Annotated in this window: 14 protein-coding genes and 1 tRNA gene; 3 read left to right on the top strand and 12 right to left on the bottom strand. The window is 57.8% G+C overall.

Annotated features, from left to right (window positions below; all coding sequences use genetic code 11):
- Positions 1-75 precede the first annotated feature (75 nt).
- From rpoB to rplK, 7 genes are all read right to left on the bottom strand, one after another.
- Complete coding sequence (rpoB, locus tag ACP15U_RS10020; protein ID WP_425045013.1) at positions 76-4,212, bottom strand: DNA-directed RNA polymerase subunit beta; 4,137 nt, start codon at positions 4,210-4,212, stop codon at positions 76-78.
- 251 nt (positions 4,213-4,463) lie between these two features.
- Positions 4,464-4,841 carry a 50S ribosomal protein L7/L12 gene (gene rplL, locus ACP15U_RS10015; protein WP_425045012.1) on the bottom strand — a complete coding sequence of 126 codons (378 nt, stop codon included), beginning with the start codon at positions 4,839-4,841 and terminating at the stop codon, positions 4,464-4,466.
- A gap of 80 nt (positions 4,842-4,921) precedes the next feature.
- Positions 4,922-5,440, bottom strand: coding sequence for a 50S ribosomal protein L10 (rplJ, locus tag ACP15U_RS10010; protein WP_425045011.1), 519 nt, complete (start codon positions 5,438-5,440; stop codon positions 4,922-4,924).
- Positions 5,441-5,733: 293 nt separating this feature from the next.
- Positions 5,734-6,180 carry an adenylyltransferase/cytidyltransferase family protein gene (locus tag ACP15U_RS10005; RefSeq protein WP_425045281.1) on the bottom strand — a complete coding sequence of 149 codons (447 nt, stop codon included), beginning with the start codon at positions 6,178-6,180 and terminating at the stop codon, positions 5,734-5,736.
- Positions 6,181-6,182: 2 nt separating this feature from the next.
- On the bottom strand, positions 6,183-7,109 hold the full coding sequence (locus ACP15U_RS10000) for a LicD family protein (RefSeq protein WP_425045010.1): 927 nt from the start codon (positions 7,107-7,109) through the stop codon (positions 6,183-6,185).
- Between the two features lie 249 nt (positions 7,110-7,358).
- The gene (rplA, locus tag ACP15U_RS09995) at positions 7,359-8,057 is read right to left on the bottom strand and encodes a 50S ribosomal protein L1 (protein WP_425045009.1); all 699 of its coding nucleotides are present in this window, start codon (positions 8,055-8,057) and stop codon (positions 7,359-7,361) included.
- A 1-nt stretch (position 8,058) separates the two neighbouring features.
- A complete protein-coding gene (gene rplK, locus ACP15U_RS09990; protein ID WP_425045008.1) occupies positions 8,059-8,484 on the bottom strand; it encodes a 50S ribosomal protein L11 in 426 nt (141 codons plus the stop codon).
- Between the two features lie 326 nt (positions 8,485-8,810).
- Here rplK and ACP15U_RS09985 point away from each other — a divergent pair, with 326 nt between their 5' ends.
- A complete protein-coding gene (locus tag ACP15U_RS09985; RefSeq protein WP_425045007.1) occupies positions 8,811-10,661 on the top strand; it encodes an adenylate/guanylate cyclase domain-containing protein in 1,851 nt (616 codons plus the stop codon).
- A 138-nt stretch (positions 10,662-10,799) separates the two neighbouring features.
- On the opposite strand, the gene nusG is transcribed toward ACP15U_RS09985, so the two are convergent.
- From nusG to ACP15U_RS09970, 3 genes are all read right to left on the bottom strand, one after another.
- Positions 10,800-11,333: a transcription termination/antitermination protein NusG gene (gene nusG, locus ACP15U_RS09980; protein WP_425045006.1), complete on the bottom strand. Its 534-nt coding sequence runs from the start codon at positions 11,331-11,333 to the stop codon at positions 10,800-10,802.
- A gap of 218 nt (positions 11,334-11,551) precedes the next feature.
- On the bottom strand, positions 11,552-11,749 hold the full coding sequence (gene secE / locus ACP15U_RS09975) for a preprotein translocase subunit SecE (protein ID WP_425045005.1): 198 nt from the start codon (positions 11,747-11,749) through the stop codon (positions 11,552-11,554).
- Between the two features lie 118 nt (positions 11,750-11,867).
- Positions 11,868-11,943 (bottom strand) — tRNA-Trp (locus tag ACP15U_RS09970).
- Between the two features lie 141 nt (positions 11,944-12,084).
- On the opposite strand from ACP15U_RS09970, the gene ACP15U_RS09965 reads away from it, so the two are divergent.
- Positions 12,085-12,789, top strand: coding sequence for a lysophospholipid acyltransferase family protein (locus ACP15U_RS09965; protein ID WP_425045004.1), 705 nt, complete (start codon positions 12,085-12,087; stop codon positions 12,787-12,789).
- 119 nt (positions 12,790-12,908) lie between these two features.
- On the opposite strand, the gene ACP15U_RS09960 is transcribed toward ACP15U_RS09965, so the two are convergent.
- Entirely contained in the window at positions 12,909-13,100 is a 192-nt protein-coding gene (locus tag ACP15U_RS09960) for a hypothetical protein (RefSeq protein WP_425045003.1), read from the bottom strand.
- 300 nt (positions 13,101-13,400) lie between these two features.
- Between ACP15U_RS09960 and ACP15U_RS09955 the strand changes: the two genes are divergently transcribed.
- The gene (locus ACP15U_RS09955; protein ID WP_425045002.1) at positions 13,401-14,672 is read left to right on the top strand and encodes an arginase family protein; all 1,272 of its coding nucleotides are present in this window, start codon (positions 13,401-13,403) and stop codon (positions 14,670-14,672) included.
- 240 nt (positions 14,673-14,912) lie between these two features.
- Here the strand turns inward: ACP15U_RS09955 and tuf are convergent.
- Positions 14,913-16,088: elongation factor Tu (gene tuf / locus ACP15U_RS09950; RefSeq protein ID WP_425045001.1), on the bottom strand; the 1,176-nt coding region annotated here is incomplete at its 5' end.

The raw sequence follows: 16,088 nt of genomic DNA, 5'->3' as shown, positions 1-16,088 counted from the left end.
CCTCAAATTCGGGCGGTCGGTTGGGGATGGAGGAAGGCGCCGCAGAGCGCCGTCCGAAAGAACTTCGCAAAGTTCTTATTCCTCAACCTCCGCATCCAGGAGTTCCATGTTCAGGCCGAGGCCGCGGACTTCCTTAACCAGAACGTTGAACGATTCCGGTACGCCCGCTTCAAAGTTGTCCTCGCCCTTGACGATCGATTCATAGACCTTGGTCCGGCCTGCAACGTCATCCGACTTGACGGTCAGCATCTCCTGCAGGGTGTATGCAGCGCCGTAAGCTTCGAGAGCCCAGACCTCCATTTCCCCGAAACGCTGTCCACCGAATTGCGCCTTGCCGCCCAGCGGCTGCTGGGTCACGAGGCTGTACGGGCCGGTCGAACGCGCGTGGATCTTGTCGTCGACAAGGTGATGCAGCTTCAGCAGATACTTGATGCCGACGGTCACCGGTCGGGCAAACTGCTCACCGGTTCGACCATCAAACAGCACCGACTGGCCCGATGTGTCAAAGCCGGCACGTACCAGCGCGTCGTTCACATCAGCTTCTTTCGCGCCGTCAAAGACGGGCGTTGCAATCGGCACACCACGGGTCACGTTGCCAGCGGCTTCCAGCAGCTCGTCCTCGGAGAGGTTCGAGATGCCTTCGGCATACACATCGTCGCCATAAGCATGGCCCATTGCTTCACGCACCGGGGTCAGGTCGCCGGACCGGCGATACTCCTGAACCGCGTCGTCAATTTTCAGACCCAGGCCGCGCGCGGCCCAACCCATATGGGTTTCGAGGATCTGACCAACGTTCATACGCGAAGGAACGCCCAGCGGGTTCAGGCAGAAATCGACCGGAGTGCCATCTTCGAGGAACGGCATGTCCTCCATTGGCACCACTTTCGAGATCACGCCCTTGTTGCCGTGACGGCCGGCCATTTTGTCACCCGGCTGAAGCTTGCGCTTCACGGCGATGAAGACCTTGACCATCTTCATCACGCCCGGCGGCAGGTCGTCGCCGCGACGAACCTTTTCGACCTTGTCCTCGAAACGGGCATCCAATGCGCGCTTCTGCACCTCGTACTGTTCGTTGAGGGCTTCGACGATCTGTGCATCCTGCTCATCTTCCAGAGCCAGCTGCCACCACTGGCCACGCGTCAGCGTTTCCAGCAGCTCCTCGGTGATGACCGAACCTGCCTTGACGCCTTTGGGGCCTTTTACGGCGGTCTTGCCAAGGATCATGCCCTGCAGACGGGCATAGATGTTGCGGTCGAGAATCGCCAGTTCGTCGTCCCGGTCGCGGGCAAGACGTTCGACTTCCTCACGCTCGATCTGCAGCGCACGTTCGTCTTTCTCGACGCCGTGGCGGTTGAAGACGCGAACCTCCACAACCGTGCCGAAATCACCCGGCTTGACGCGCAGCGAGGTGTCGCGCACGTCGGATGCTTTCTCGCCGAAGATGGCACGCAGAAGCTTTTCTTCCGGTGTCATCGGGCTTTCACCTTTCGGCGTAATTTTACCGACAAGAATGTCGCCCGGCTCCACGTCCGCACCGATGTAAACGATGCCGGCCTCATCGAGGTTGCGCAGCGCTTCTTCACCGACATTCGGAATGTCACGAGTGATCTCTTCCGGGCCGAGCTTGGTGTCACGGGCAGCGACTTCGAATTCCTCGATATGCACGCTCGTGAACACGTCGTCACGCGCGATGCGCTCGGAGATCAGGATCGAGTCTTCGTAGTTGTAGCCGTTCCAGGGCATGAAGGCGACGACCACGTTCTTGCCAAGTGCAAGTTCACCCATATCGGTCGAGGGACCATCGGCAATGACCTCGCCCTTCTGAACGGTGTCACCCACCTTGATCAGCGGACGCTGGTTGATGCAGGTGTTCTGGTTCGACCGCTGGAACTTGCGCAGACGGTAGATGTCCACGCCAGCGTCACCCAGTTCCAGATCTTCTGTGGCCCGGATCACGATACGCTGGGCGTCGACTTGGTCGATGATACCTGCGCGCTTGGCCTGAATGGCCGCGCCGGAGTCGATGGCAACCTTTTCCTCAATACCGGTGCCAACCAGCGGCGCCTCGGCGCGCAGGAGCGGAACGGCCTGACGTTGCATGTTCGAACCCATCAGGGCGCGGTTGGCGTCGTCATTTTCGAGGAACGGAATCAGCGAGGCAGCCACCGAGACCAGCTGCTTGGGCGACACGTCGATCAGGTCGACATTCTCACGCGGGGCGAGGGTATAGTCACCGGCCTGACGGGTCGACACCAGATCGTTGATGAAGTTGCCATCATTGTCGAGGGTCGCGTTCGCCTGCGCCACGGTGTGGCGCATTTCCTCGGTCGCGGACATGTAGTGCACTTCGTCGGTGACATGCCCTTCCTTGACCACACGATAGGGTGTTTCGATAAAGCCGTATTTGTTCACGCGGGCAAAAGTTGCCAGCGAGTTGATCAGGCCAATGTTCGGACCTTCCGGCGTTTCAATCGGACACATCCGGCCGTAGTGGGTCGGATGAACGTCGCGCACCTCGAAACCTGCGCGCTCGCGGGTCAGACCGCCCGGCCCAAGAGCCGATAGTCGGCGCTTGTGGGTAACCTCAGAAAGCGGGTTGGTCTGGTCCATGAACTGGCTGAGCTGCGAGGAACCGAAGAATTCCCGGACCGCAGCTGCCGCCGGTTTGGCGTTGATAAGATCCTGCGGCATGACCGTGTCGATCTCGACCGAAGACATACGTTCCTTGATCGCGCGCTCCATGCGCAGCAGGCCAACGCGGTACTGGTTCTCCATCAGTTCACCGACAGAACGCACCCGGCGGTTGCCGAGGTGGTCGATGTCATCCACGTCGCCCTTGCCGTCGCGCAGCTCGACCAGCGCCTTGATGCAGGCGATGATGTCTTCCTTGCGCAAGGTGCGCTGGGTGTCCTCGGCGTCGAGGGCAAGGCGCATGTTCATCTTGACCCGGCCAACAGCCGACAGATCGTAGCGTTCGCTGTCGAAGAACAGGGTATCGAACAGAGCCGAAGCAGCTTCGACGGTGGGCGGTTCGCCCGGACGCATGACACGGTAGATGTCCATGAGCGCGGTTTCACGGTTCAGGTTTTTGTCCTGCGCCATCGTGTTGCGCATGTAGGGACCGACATTGATGTTGTCGATGTCGAGAACCGGAATGTCGGTGACGCCTGCATCGATCAACTCTTTCGCGGTGCCGCCGATCAGCTCGCCATCTTTGTCATACTCGAGTGTCAGCTCATCGCCGGCCTCGACATAGATGGCGCCCGTTTCCTCGTTGATGATGTCCTTGGCGACAAACTTGCCAACGATATGATCGAAGGGCACCAGCAGATTCGTGACAGTGCCTTCGTCAATCAGCTTTTTCACCGCGCGCGGCGTGACCTTCTTGCCAGCCTCGGCAATCACTTCGCCGGAAGCTGCATCAACCAGATCATAAGTCGGACGGGTGCCGCGGACGCGTTCCGGGAAGAACGGAGCGACCCAGCCCTTCTTCTTTTCCAGACGGTAGGACACGGTGTTGTAATAGGCATCCATGATGCTTTCCTGATCCAGCCCAAGGGCATAGAGCAGGGTCGTCACGGGCAGTTTACGGCGACGATCGATGCGGGCGAACACGATATCCTTGGCATCGAATTCGAAATCAAGCCAGCTGCCGCGATACGGGATGATACGGCAGGCAAAAAGCAGTTTGCCCGAGGAGTGAGTTTTGCCCTTGTCGTGGTCGAAGAATACGCCGGGGGAACGGTGCATTTGCGAAACGATAACCCGCTCTGTACCGTTCACGATGAAGGTGCCGTTGGGTGTCATCAACGGCATGTCGCCCATGAAGACATCCTGTTCTTTGATGTCCTTCACGCTCTTGGCGCCGGTATCCTCGTCCACATCAAATACGATGAGACGCAGGGTGACCTTCAGCGGGGCGCTGTAGGTCATATCGCGCTGCATGCATTCTTCAACATCGTATTTCGGCTTTTCCAGATCGTATTTCACGAACTCCAGAACAGAGGTTTCGTTGAAATCCTTGATCGGGAAAACCGACTGGAACACACCCATGATTCCTTCGCCGTCAGTCGGCTGCTCGGCATCGCCCGAGCGCAGGAACAGGTCATAGGAAGATTTTTGCACCTCGATGAGGTTCGGCATCTCCAGAACTTCACGGATTTTGCCGTAGTATTTACGAAGACGTTTCTGGCCAAGGAACGTTTGAGCCATGTCAGATGTCACCTTTTCAATTTCTCACCGGTCAAGGACGCCGCCGGGCTCTGGCGCCTTGGCCCTTCGAGACGACACGTCCGGATCAATTCATGGCCACCGTCCCGAGTGGCGGCCTCCCGATCCGCGAACCGCGCCTTAGAAAATGCCCCGGATCCCGAGGCTCTTTCTAAGACAGGTTCGGCTGGACCCGGAAATTTCCGGGCCCAGCCAAATTTTCTGACGCATCGATGATGCGCCTGCTGCCAGACTTAGGCCAGCTCGACTTCGGCGCCAGCTGCTTCCAGCTTGGCTTTGACGTCTTCTGCTTCGGCTTTGTCCACGCCTTCTTTGATCTTGCCGCCAGCTTCGACCAGTTCCTTGGCTTCTTTCAGGCCCAGGCCGGTGATGCCGCGAACTTCTTTGATGACGTTGATTTTCGAAGCGCCGGCGTTCTTCAGAACGACGTCGAATTCGGTCTTTTCCTCTTCGGCTGCACCGCCGGCATCGCCTGCCGCGCCAGCAACCATTACGGCGCCGCCAGCAGCGGGCTCGATGCCGTATTCGTCCTTGAGGATGGTTTTCAGTTCTTGTGCTTCCAGCAGGGTCAGACCAACGATCTCTTCTGCCAGTTTCTTCAGATCAGCCATTGTATCAGCTCTTTCCGTTTACAGTCATGTGTTCCAACGTGCGGGCATTTACCCTACGCAGGTCATTCAGTGCCAACCGCTTACGCAGCTTCCGCCTTCTCTTCGATGGTCGAAAGGATGCTTGCGATATTGCTTGCAGGTGCGCCAATCGCGCCGGCGATGTTCGAAGCGGGTGCGCCGATGCAGCCAACGATCGAGGAGATGAGTTCCTCGCGCGACGGCATTTTCGACACGGCTTCGACACCTTTGCGGTCCAGAGCGTTCTCGCCCATTGCACCGCCAAGGATTTCGAACTTCTTGTTCTCCTTGGCGAAGTCCTCGGCCACCTTGGCTGCTGCCACGGGGTCCTCGGAATAGGTCAGAACGGTCATCCCTGTCAGCAGGTCGGCCATGCTCTCACACGGCTTACCCTCAAGGGCGATTTTGGCGAGCCTGTTCTTGGCAACACGCACGGAACCGCCCGCTTCGCGTGCACGCGCGCGCAGGTCCTGCATTTCGGCAACTGTCAGACCGACGTAGTGAGAAACCACCACGACGCCAGAGCTTTCGAAGATCTGGCCGAGTTCCTCGACCACTTTCTCTTTCTGGGCTCTATCCACAGTTCTCTCCAAGTTTGGGATGATGGAACATCCCGGCTCATATTTGCCGTGGCCATAGCCTCGGCGTTCGGGTCCGTTTTTACGGGGTTGAGCCAAAAACCGCCCGAGGGTTTGAGCCCTCGAAATTCTTTGGTCTTTCCCGTCTCAGGCAGGAAATTAAGACCATTTTCATAGTCACCCACCGTCTTGGACGAAACGAAATAAAGCGCACGACGAATCGCACGCTTTATTCCGCACTGCTAACTAGGACAGTTCGCACCGGTTTCCAAGAGGTAAATCGACGAAATTGCTGCCTAGCCGGCTGCAACATTCCGTGAGGGCGAGCCGTTGCCTCTCATACGCTGAATCAACTGCTTGAGTTCGGTCGTCGAAACGTTCTCGGTGCGCGGCAGATAGAGAACATCGCAAAGATCGCGCAGATCGTCGAACTTGCCTTCCCAGTCATCGCCCATGGCAAAGAGATCCGCGTCGAACCGGACGATGTCTTCTCTTTTCTGCTCCCACGTATTCTCAGGGATCACCTGATCGACATAACGGCAGGATTCCAGCACCTCGACACGATGCGCATAAGGGATCGCCGTGGTCTTGCCCTTGAGTGTGTTGAACTCGTCGGTTGAGCAGGCGACGATTAGTTTGGAACCAAGATCGGCAAGACGGCGCAACAGCCTGACATGTCCGACATGGAACAGATCGAAAGTGCCGTAAGTGATAATCGTGTAGGGTTTCGCGTCGCTGCTCATGGTCACTCAACCGCCTCCAGAAAATCTTTGAACTTTTTGCGGGCCTGTGGCCACGGAAACTTGAAATAGGGATCTGGCTCCCGCCAGTTGGGACCATAGTTCTGTGCGAGCATCTTTTCGGGATCCGCCGGCATCGGTTCGCCGGAAACAGGACATGGTTTGAGTGGCAACACGTCGGCGCTGCCCAACTCTCCGGAAGTATGGGGATACACGAACACCTGGTCATCCTCGATCCAAGCCGGAAAGAGGTCGATCTCGCACCCGTTCGGAGATTTCAGCTTGTGGATGCCGCGGACGGTGTCGCCGTCAGTGTCGAAAACACCGATGACTCCCAGCTTGTCTTTCAGGCCGTTCCACTCAGCCGCAGCTTCAGCCGCAGAACTTGCATTGAGGACAAGGGCCAGATCAATGTCATCGTCGTGTTCGATGAAACGCCCGTCGCGCACCACACCCAGCAACGTCCCCGAATTCAGAAACACCTGATAACCGGCATCGTTCAGCGCTTTTACGTGGGCTCCAACCTGCCCCCACATTTCGTCATGATCGAGCGTCGCAAAGGTCGCTCGGTAGTACCCGTGGTTCGACAGTGTCCCCGTATCAAGATTGGATTTGAGCAATGCCTCGAACTGGTGGAACTTGTCCTCTTCGCCCTGCTCCCTACGGCGCTTGCGCAGTTTCTGCATGGCTCGCACAATCTTGGCCGGACGGATGCGGCCGACCACGCAGGTGGCAATCTGGGCTTCCAGAAACGCGATGCTCATCGGCCTCTTTTCGAGCGCCTTGAGTTCGCCGAAATAGCGCCACGGCTCGAATCCCTGCCCTTCGCCATGCAAGGCCGCAAAAGCCATCAGACGAATCTCGGCGATCCGCCTTGCACGCTCCTTGCGTGTCACCACTTGCTCACGTTCAATGACGGCCTTGTCGTCCAAGATCGTTCCCGATCCCTGCTATATTGCGTTTCTTCATCTCGGGTGCCCTTAGTTCGGGCCGACCGAAACCGGCTGCTCTTGTTTTTAGCAAGACCTAGCAGGGGGCTTGTCGATCGGGCAAACACTTATTGCAGGACGAGTAGCGAGCGTGCCTTTGGCGGCACAACATTCGTAAACTCAAAAAAAAAGCGGGGCACCCGATTTCGGGTGCCCCGCCAATAAAGTCTGCCGTGGTAACGGCGCCCGGGGTTACTCGCCGGATGCTTCGGCCACGTCCAGTGTCACGCCCGGGCCCATGGTGGAGCTCAGTGCGATCTTTTTCATGTAGGTGCCCTTGGCGCCAGTCGGTTTTGCTTTGGCGACGGCCGAAACAAATGCGCGGACGTTTTCGACCAGCTTGGCTTCGTCAAACGAAGCTTTGCCGACGCCTGCGTGCACGACGCCGCCCTTTTCGGCCTTGAACTGGACTTCACCGCCTTTGGCGGCTTCGACAGCAGCCTTCACGTCCATGGTCACGGTTCCGACCTTGGGGTTCGGCATCAAGTTGCGCGGGCCGAGGATCTTACCCAGGCGACCAACGACTGGCATCATGTCCGGGGTCGCGATGCAGCGATCGAACTCGATGGTGCCGCCCTGAATGGTTTCCATCAGGTCTTCAGCGCCGACGATGTCCGCACCGGCTTCCTTGGCTTCGTCGGCCTTGGGACCGCGGGCGAACACAGCAACTCGCATGGATTTACCTGTGCCGTTGGGCAGGCCGACAACGCCGCGAACCATCTGGTCAGCGTGACGGGTATCGACACCCAGGTTCAGGGCGATCTCGATGGTTTCGTCGAACTTGGCTTTGGCGTTGTTCTTGACCAGAGCAACTGCGTCTTCGACCGACAGGTTTTCCTTGCCAGCGAAGGCTTCGCGCGCGGCGCGGGTACGTTTACCGAGCTTTGCCATCTTACTTCACCTCAATACCCATGGAGCGGGCCGAGCCCAGGATGATCTGCATTGCGCCTTCGATGTCGTTGGCGTTCAGATCTTTCATTTTCGCTTCGGCGATTTCTTTCACCTGAGCCGCGGTCACGGTACCGACGGTCTCACGGCTGGGGTTGTTTGCACCCGATTTCACCTTGGCCGCCTTTTTCAGGTAGTAGGACGCCGGGGGCGTCTTGATGTCCATGGTAAAGGACTTGTCCTGATAGTAGGTGATCACGGTCGGGCACGGAGCGCCGGGCTCCATGTCTGCGGTCTTGGCGTTGAACGCCTTGCAGAATTCCATGATGTTGATGCCGCGCTGACCCAGCGCCGGACCAACCGGCGGAGAGGGGTTCGCTTGACCCGCAGGAACCTGCAGCTTCATCGTACCAGCAAGCTTCTTGGCCATCTGGTTTTCCTTTCAACGTGGACAGAACGCGTTCTGTCCGGTTTATGTTGCGTGGTCCGATGCAGGGTCGCGACCCTGACGATCTCCCACGAGAGAATCTCGCCCAAAGACGATAAGGGCGGCGTTTACGCCTGTTTTGGGGTGTTGGCAAGGGGCCAGTGGGCCGGATCGTGTGCATTGCGCAAACAGGCATATTCTTAATAGACGTTTCAAAAAATGCCCTGCGGCCCGGACAATCCTGAGTTCGCCTGCCGGCAATTCGTGAAGAGCCGCGCACTCTGCTATCATTGCAACATTTCCAATTTTGGCCAAGCCGGGTGAAGCTCATGACGGAGAACAGGACAGAGCGTCGACTTGCGGCGATCCTCGCCGCCGACGTTGTGGGCTACTCCGCCTTGATCGAACATGATGAAACCGGCACCCGGGCCCGACTCAATGCGGCGTTCGAAGAGATCATCGCTCCGTGTCTTGAGCGTCATCGCGGACGGCTGTTCAAGACAATGGGTGACGGGTATCTGGCTGAATTCGCGTCAGTCGTCGAAGCCGTCGAATGTGCATCGGCCATCCAAAAAAGCTTTGCCAAAGACAGCACCCTGACCCTGCGGATCGGGATCAATCTGGGTGACGTGATCGTCGAGGGAGATGATCTGCACGGAGAAGGGATCAATGTTGCAGCCCGGATCGAGGCGTTGGCAAAACCAGGCGGCATTGCCATCTCGCGGGCGGCGCGTGATCAGATCCGGGACAAACTGGATCTGACACTTCAAGATCTTGGTGAGTTTCAGGTAAAGAACATCGAACGCCCCATTCGTGTTTTTTACGTGGTCGACCCGAGCATGGAGTCCGAAACCACGCCGACGCCTACAGGCCGGTTTCGCATCAAAGAACTTGTTGTGACTGGGGTCGCATTGCTGGCTCTGATCTTGATCGGCTCCTTGGGCTGGGGTCGCTGGCGGGCCGGAGATGTAGAGGCCGCTTCTCTGGCTAGGATGCAACTGGTTTTGCCTGACAAGCCTTCGGTTGCAGTGCTTCCCTTCAAAACACTTTCCCAGGCCAAAGACGTTACGCTGCTGGCAAGAGCTGTCGGCGAGGATTTGACGCGCAGCCTCGCACGGGTCAGCGGGCTATTCGTGATTGCGAGCAGCTCGACGGAACAATACCGCGGCCAGAATGTCAGCCCCGCACAAGTGGCCGAAGCGCTGGGAGTGGCACATGTTGTGCGGGGTACTTTGCGCCACTCGGGCGAACGAGTTCGCGTTGATGTCGAGTTGATCGACGCTCTGTCAGGGCGGATAGTCTGGAGTGACCGTATCGAGCGTGCGTCAGAAGACGTTTTCGAACTTCAGGATTCGCTTGTCGAGCAACTCGCACAGCAATTCGCCGAGGACCTTAATCGTGTACAGGGCCAGCACCGGTTTACGGAAAACCCCGAAGCCTTCTTGCTGTGGGCACGTGCAGACGAGGCAAGCTGGATCAACACCCCCGCGTCTTTCCAGAGAGCGCGTACACTTGCCCGAGAAGCACTGGCGCTGGATCCGGCATTTGTCAGGGCCAAGGCACTGCTGGGATTTGTGGAAACGCAATCTGGCTACTTCCGGGTTGCAGACGACCCGAAACTTGCCCTTGGAACTGGACTTGATATCGGGCGAGAGGTGGTGCGGCTCGAGCCGAATGACTGGTATTCTCGCCAGGTGTTGGCGCAGTCGCTGTTGAACCTGCGTGACTACGAAGGCGCACTTGAAGAATTCAAGCGCGCGATGGAGCTTGAACCCGCCCATCCACATCTCTTGTCCCGGTCCGCGCTGGCGCTGATCTTTCTTGGACGGGGTGCTGAGGCCGAGGAATTGCTTCGCCTTTCTGTTCGGTTGAACCCGTTTCACAATTGGCTGGCAGACCAATTGCTGGGTCAGGCAATCTATCTTCAGGGACGCTACGCCGAAGCACTGGAACATCTGGAAATCGCACGCGCAAAGAATCCCCGTTTCATTGGAAACTTGTGGTGGCGTGCTGCCGCCTACGGTCAACTCGGAGAGGATGACAATGCGCTACAGACCGTCGAGGCCATCCTGCAGCGCATGCCCGACGCAAGTATTTCCACAAGCTTTATCCAGATCACAGATCCGATTGGACAAAAACGTTTTCAGGACGGCCTGCGTGCTGCCGGTCTTCCTGAATAGTGCAGGTGTCGAACACGGCAGTGGTGCCACCCATCGTTGAGCGCAAACGCCCGCTCGGAAACTACTTGATGTTCCGAAAATGAAATCGCCGCCACAGGTTTCCCCGGGCGGCGTTTTGAATCTTTTTGGCAGGTCAGCTCAAGTCTGTTTCGTGACCTGCGTGTAGTCCAGTTCAACCGGCGTTTCGCGGCCAAAGATCGAAACGGTAACTTTGAGCTTCTGGTTGTCGTCGTCGACCTCTTCGACCATGCCGTCGAAATCCTCGAACGGGCCATCGTTGACCTTGACCTTCTCACCCACTTCAAAGTGGATCAGGGTGCGCGGCGCTTCTTCGCCTTCCTGCACGCGGTTGAGGATCTGGTTCACCTCGGCATCGCGCATTGGCATGGGCCGCCCTTGTGGCCCAAGGAAACCTGTCACACGGTTGATCGAGCTGATCAGGTGATAGCCACGATCCGACATTTCCATATGCACCAGCACATAGCCGGGCATGAAACGGCGCTCAGTGGTGACTTTCTTGCCCCGGCGCACTTCGATCACCTCTTCGGTGGGCACCAGAACCTCGTCAATCTCATCCTCAAGGCCGTTCTCGGCGACCGAGGTACGGATCTGCTCCGCGATCTTCTTCTCGAAATTCGACAGCACGCTGACCGAATACCACCGTTTCGCCATGAGCCTTGTTGTCCTTGTCTCTCCGGTGACCCGATGGGCACCGCAATTCGTCCTGTTATCGCGCGATTGATCCACGCGGTCTCAACAAAAAGCGGCGCGCAACTCGAATCGCCGCACGCCCGCTTTGAGATTAGAGGCTGAACTACTCCCGAAACCCGATTGACGCAAGAGGGGATGCCGCTGGTCGCGTGCCCCTGCGCGGGCTGAGAGCCCGCCCCTTAGCCGAAAATCCCCAACACGATCTGCAAACCGTTGCGGATCAGCAAATCCACCAGTGCAAAGAACACAGCAGTCAGCGCGGCCATGATGAACACCATCACCGTGGTCAAAAGCACTTCGCGGCGGGTCGGCCAGACAACCTTGGCAACCTCGGCACGGACCTGCTGGATGAACTGGATCGGATTGGTGGTGGCCATTTGGCTCTCGTTCCTTTGCTAGCGACAGGCCGCACATAGCGGGGCTTGATGGCAAATTCAAGGCCATTCCCATCCGAAGCGCTGGCCGACACTCCGGCGAACGGGCTGTCTCGGGAAATGGCAGGGGCAGCAGGGTTCGAACCCGCGACCTACGGTTTTGGAGACCGTCGCTCTACCAACTGAGCTATACCCCTATCGTGGCGATGGAGATATGTCAGCGGCGCAGCGGACTCAAGACCCTTTTTACCGAATCCAGCCATTCAATTGCATATAAACAAGTTGCGCCACGCACCGGTTGCAGTAAGACATGCGCTGATCCGTAAAGAGGAACCGTTATGAGCCTGCGCAAGAAGATCGCCAACAGTGAGACCTTCCTGAACTGGGTGGCTCGGCGGGTTGCGGGCTATATCCGCATGGTGCATCGCAACACCCACTGGCAGCGTGTCGGCTATGAGGAACTGGATGCCCTTGCCGAATCCGGCGAGCCTGTGATCGTGGTGCTCTGGCATCAACGGCTTGCACAGTCGCCCTATTTTTTCCCGCTGGACAAGGCGTCGATCTGTTCGATCACCTCGGCTGCGCGTGCCGGCAGCATGGTTGGAAGGGTGCAGATGCTCTTTGGAATGGACACGATTGCCATGTCCAGCCACAAGCGCCATGTCGCCTTGTCGCGCGAGGTTCTCGGGAAAATGAAACAGGGTATCTCGATAGGCATCGCTGCCGACGGGCCAAGAGGGCCGGAGCGGATTTCCTCGACCGTGCCGCTGATCTGGGCACGCGCCTCGGGCAAACGCGTGTTTGGCATTACTTACTCTGCACGTCATGCATCTGAAATGAGCAGCTGGGACAGGCTTCTTCTGCCGCGCCCGTGGCGGAACGAAGGGGTTTTTCTGTGCCGGGAGTGGACGGAAACCGTGCCGCGCAAAGCAACCGAAGAACAGATCGAGGATCTGCGGTTGAGCCTGGAAAAGCATATGAACGACATTACGGCCGAGGCCGATCGGATGGTGGGTCGCGAACCCTGGTCGTCAGGTCAGTAAACTGGCAACAAGACAGGCGGCATCGTGCCCGACACCGCCTGCAACGGATTGTTTACTTGATCGGGTTTCGAGCCATGCGCCCTGTTTCTGGCACAGCGTCGAAACCAAGGTTGAAAGCGTCAGAGCTCGCAGGTCATATCTTTGCCGCAACACATCGGCGACTTGATCTTGCCCTCGCATTTCGGACAGCTCGAAATCTGCACCGAGCTTCCGTCTTCTTTTTCCAGCGTGCCGTTTACCAACGGCTCGTTGCAATCCGCACATGTAGCATTCACGCCCATGCCGCAGACGCCGCAGCGATAAGTTGCCATGTCTAACCTCCTGTTTCTGATTGCTTAAGGGTGAGGGAAACAAGACCTCGGGTCAATCACATTGCTGCTGAGGACAATGCGCGTAGCTGCCGGGAATGCCTTAAGCGCATTCCAGAAAAATGCGGACCGGCAGCCGTAGCGATGGTCGGATCTGCCGTTCTTTTGCGGACGATCGTTGCCCCGTCAATCGCGACGGGCGCAGTGATCGATCAGACGTTTGTCGACTCGGCGCAAAACTCGACTTATCTTTGGTTTCAACTCCAAACCAACCGAACACCAATTCAACAGGGAAACTCGATGATGCAATACACCAAAATTGCCACCGTGATGGCGGGCATATTCGCATTTGACGTAGCTTTGGCCCAGGACTTCAGCACCCGAACCGATCCCTCTGTCACGCCTTGGGTCGATCCTGACAACCCTCTGGTCATCCTGCGCGATCCAAATGATCCCAACGCCGAGTTTGAGTTTGGACGCAATTCGCTGCCCAATCCGGAACGCGAAGCCGGTCCCATCGACCTTCAGCGCTACGACCTGAATCCGTTTGGCTCGCAGTTTCCGACGATGTTCGGCATGCCAATTGCACTCAACAAGGAAGACCTGATCGCGGGCGACGTCGATATCGCGCTGGTTGGCTCAACCGCTGATAACAACGCGGTTCCAGGTACAGCATTCGGTCCCAATATTTTACGCGGGTTTATCCGCACAGCCGGTAAGCAGCTGGTCACCTCGCGCGGCGGCGGCAAGATGGAGCGCAGCCGCACCGGTGTCGTGGACATGTATCTGCACACCCATTTCAACGAAGTGAACGAGGTCGATTACGGCAACATCACCGTGAACCCGTTTGAAGTGGGGGCTACGACCGAAGAGATCCGGCGCGTCATCAACGAGATTTATGAGGGTGGCGCCAAGCCTGCCATGTTCGCCGGAAGCCATGATGGAATGTACGGGATGTTCCTTGCGACCGCCGATACCTATGGCCGGAAGAACTTTGGGGTCATTCACTTTGACAGCCACTATGACGCCATTCGCAATGGTCCGTTTGGCGCCTATGCCCATAACGGTAACGGGATTTCCAATGCGCTGATCTACGATGTCGTTGACGGTGGAGACATCATTCAGATTGGCATGACCTCATTTGGTCCTGGCGAAGAAGACCTTGACTGGCTGAACTCGCAGGGTGTTCGTTATCACTATGCCGCCGAGATCGAGCGGGACGGGTGGGACAAGGTCATTGAACGTGTCCTCGAAGAATCCAAGGACATGGGACAGATCCTGATCATGATCGATATCGACATTATCGCGTCGAATTATGTTCCCGGTACCGGGGGGCGCGAAGTGGATGGCATCACACCGCGCGAGATGGCCAGGATGATCCGGGCGCTTACCATTCAGCACAATGTGCTGGGCATAGATGTCGCGGAATATAATCCGCTGATGGACTCGCGCAGCTTCCAGACCGCCGAAGTTGTGATGTTTCTCTTGCGGAACTTCATCGCGGCTGAAGCTGCCAAGAAGCGCGGGATCACCGACCCGCTATACTATGCGCCAAGGCTCGTGAGAGACGAGTGATCACGATAGATATAGTTCCAAGCGTGGGCTCGAAGAGCTGGTCCGCTTCTGCAGAATATTCAGGCTTTGCGTAGTGCTGATCGCCGCTACTGTCGCAAGAAACCTTTTTCAAGTTCGGCAAGTTATCAAAAGGAAAAGGCCGCCCCGTGTGGGACGGCCTTTCCAATTGTCTCACCGTGTTGCTCTCGGCAGATTTTCCTTTGGAAGATCGCCTGCCGCAACCAGGCGCGCTAGCGCGCCTTACTCGACGATTTTCGACACCACGCCAGCGCCGACGGTGCGGCCACCTTCGCGGATGGCGAAGCGCAGGCCGTTTTCCATGGCGATCGGCGCGATCAGCTCAACGCCAAACGACACGTTGTCGCCCGGCATAACCATCTCGGTGCCTTCGGCCAGGGTCACGGTGCCGGTCACGTCCGTGGTCCGGAAGTAGAACTGTGGACGGTAGTTCGCGAAGAACGGGGTGTGACGGCCGCCCTCTTCCTTGGTCAGGATATAGGCTTCGGCTTCGAACTTGGTGTGCGGTGTAACCGAACCCGGCTTACACAGAACCTGACCACGCTCAACACCGTCACGGTCAACGCCACGCAGCAGCGCGCCGATGTTGTCGCCCGCTTCGCCGCGGTCCAGCAGCTTGCGGAACATTTCCACGCCGGTGCAGGTGGTCTTGGTGGTGTCGCGGATGCCAACGATTTCAATCTCGTCGCCAACATTGATCACGCCACGCTCGACACGACCGGTCACAACGGTGCCGCGGCCCGAGATCGAGAACACGTCTTCGATCGGCATCAGGAACGGCTGGTCAACAGCACGCTCAGGGGTGTCGATGTAGTCATCAACAGCCGCCATCAGTTCCTTGATCTTCTCTTCGCCGATCTCCGGGTTGTTGCCTTCCATCGCCGCCAGAGCCGAACCCGCGATGATCGGGATATCGTCGCCGGGGTAGTCGTAGCTGGACAGCAGTTCGCGAACTTCCATCTCAACCAGTTCCAGAAGCTCTTCGTCGTCAACCTGGTCAACTTTGTTCAGGAACACAACCATCTTCGGGATGCCAACCTGGCGGCCCAGCAGGATGTGCTCGCGGGTCTGCGGCATCGGGCCGTCAGCGGCGTTCACAACCAGAATCGCGCCGTCCATCTGGGCAGCACCGGTGATCATGTTCTTGACGTAGTCGGCGTGGCCGGGGCAGTCGACATGCGCATAGTGGCGGTTGTCGGTCTCATACTCAACATGCGCCGTCGAGATGGTGATGCCGCGCGCCTTCTCTTCCGGCGCACCGTCAATCTGGTCATACGCCTTGAAGTCGCCAAAATACTTGGTGATTGCCGCGGTCAGCGTCGTCTTGCCGTGGTCAACGTGGCCAATCGTGCCAATGTTGACGTGCGGTTTTGTACGCTCAAACTTTTCCTTTGCCAT

It is taken from the genome of Primorskyibacter sp. S87, from assembly GCF_049801055.1.
Lineage (GTDB): Bacteria > Pseudomonadota > Alphaproteobacteria > Rhodobacterales > Rhodobacteraceae > JBNAGF01.
The sequence above is the reverse complement of the archived record's forward strand: the minus strand, read 5'-3'. Positions and strand labels throughout refer to the sequence as shown.

Excerpts from the sequence above, each read along its gene's own strand:
- rpoB (WP_425045013.1), bottom strand. The coding sequence starts at position 4,212 with ATGGCTCAAACGTTCCTTGGCCAGAAACGTCTTCGTAAATACTACGGC.
- rplL (WP_425045012.1), bottom strand. The coding sequence starts at position 4,841 with ATGGCTGATCTGAAGAAACTGGCAGAAGAGATCGTTGGTCTGACCCTG.
- ACP15U_RS10005 (WP_425045281.1), bottom strand. The coding sequence starts at position 6,180 with ATGAGCAGCGACGCGAAACCCTACACGATTATCACTTACGGCACTTTC.
- rplA (WP_425045009.1), bottom strand. The coding sequence starts at position 8,057 with ATGGCAAAGCTCGGTAAACGTACCCGCGCCGCGCGCGAAGCCTTCGCT.
- rplK (WP_425045008.1), bottom strand. The coding sequence starts at position 8,484 with ATGGCCAAGAAGCTTGCTGGTACGATGAAGCTGCAGGTTCCTGCGGGT.
- ACP15U_RS09985 (WP_425045007.1), top strand. The coding sequence starts at position 8,811 with ATGACGGAGAACAGGACAGAGCGTCGACTTGCGGCGATCCTCGCCGCC.
- nusG (WP_425045006.1), bottom strand. The coding sequence starts at position 11,333 with ATGGCGAAACGGTGGTATTCGGTCAGCGTGCTGTCGAATTTCGAGAAG.
- secE (WP_425045005.1), bottom strand. The coding sequence starts at position 11,749 with ATGGCCACCACCAATCCGATCCAGTTCATCCAGCAGGTCCGTGCCGAG.
- ACP15U_RS09965 (WP_425045004.1), top strand. The coding sequence starts at position 12,085 with ATGAGCCTGCGCAAGAAGATCGCCAACAGTGAGACCTTCCTGAACTGG.
- ACP15U_RS09960 (WP_425045003.1), bottom strand. The coding sequence starts at position 13,100 with ATGGCAACTTATCGCTGCGGCGTCTGCGGCATGGGCGTGAATGCTACA.
- ACP15U_RS09955 (WP_425045002.1), top strand. The coding sequence starts at position 13,401 with ATGCAATACACCAAAATTGCCACCGTGATGGCGGGCATATTCGCATTT.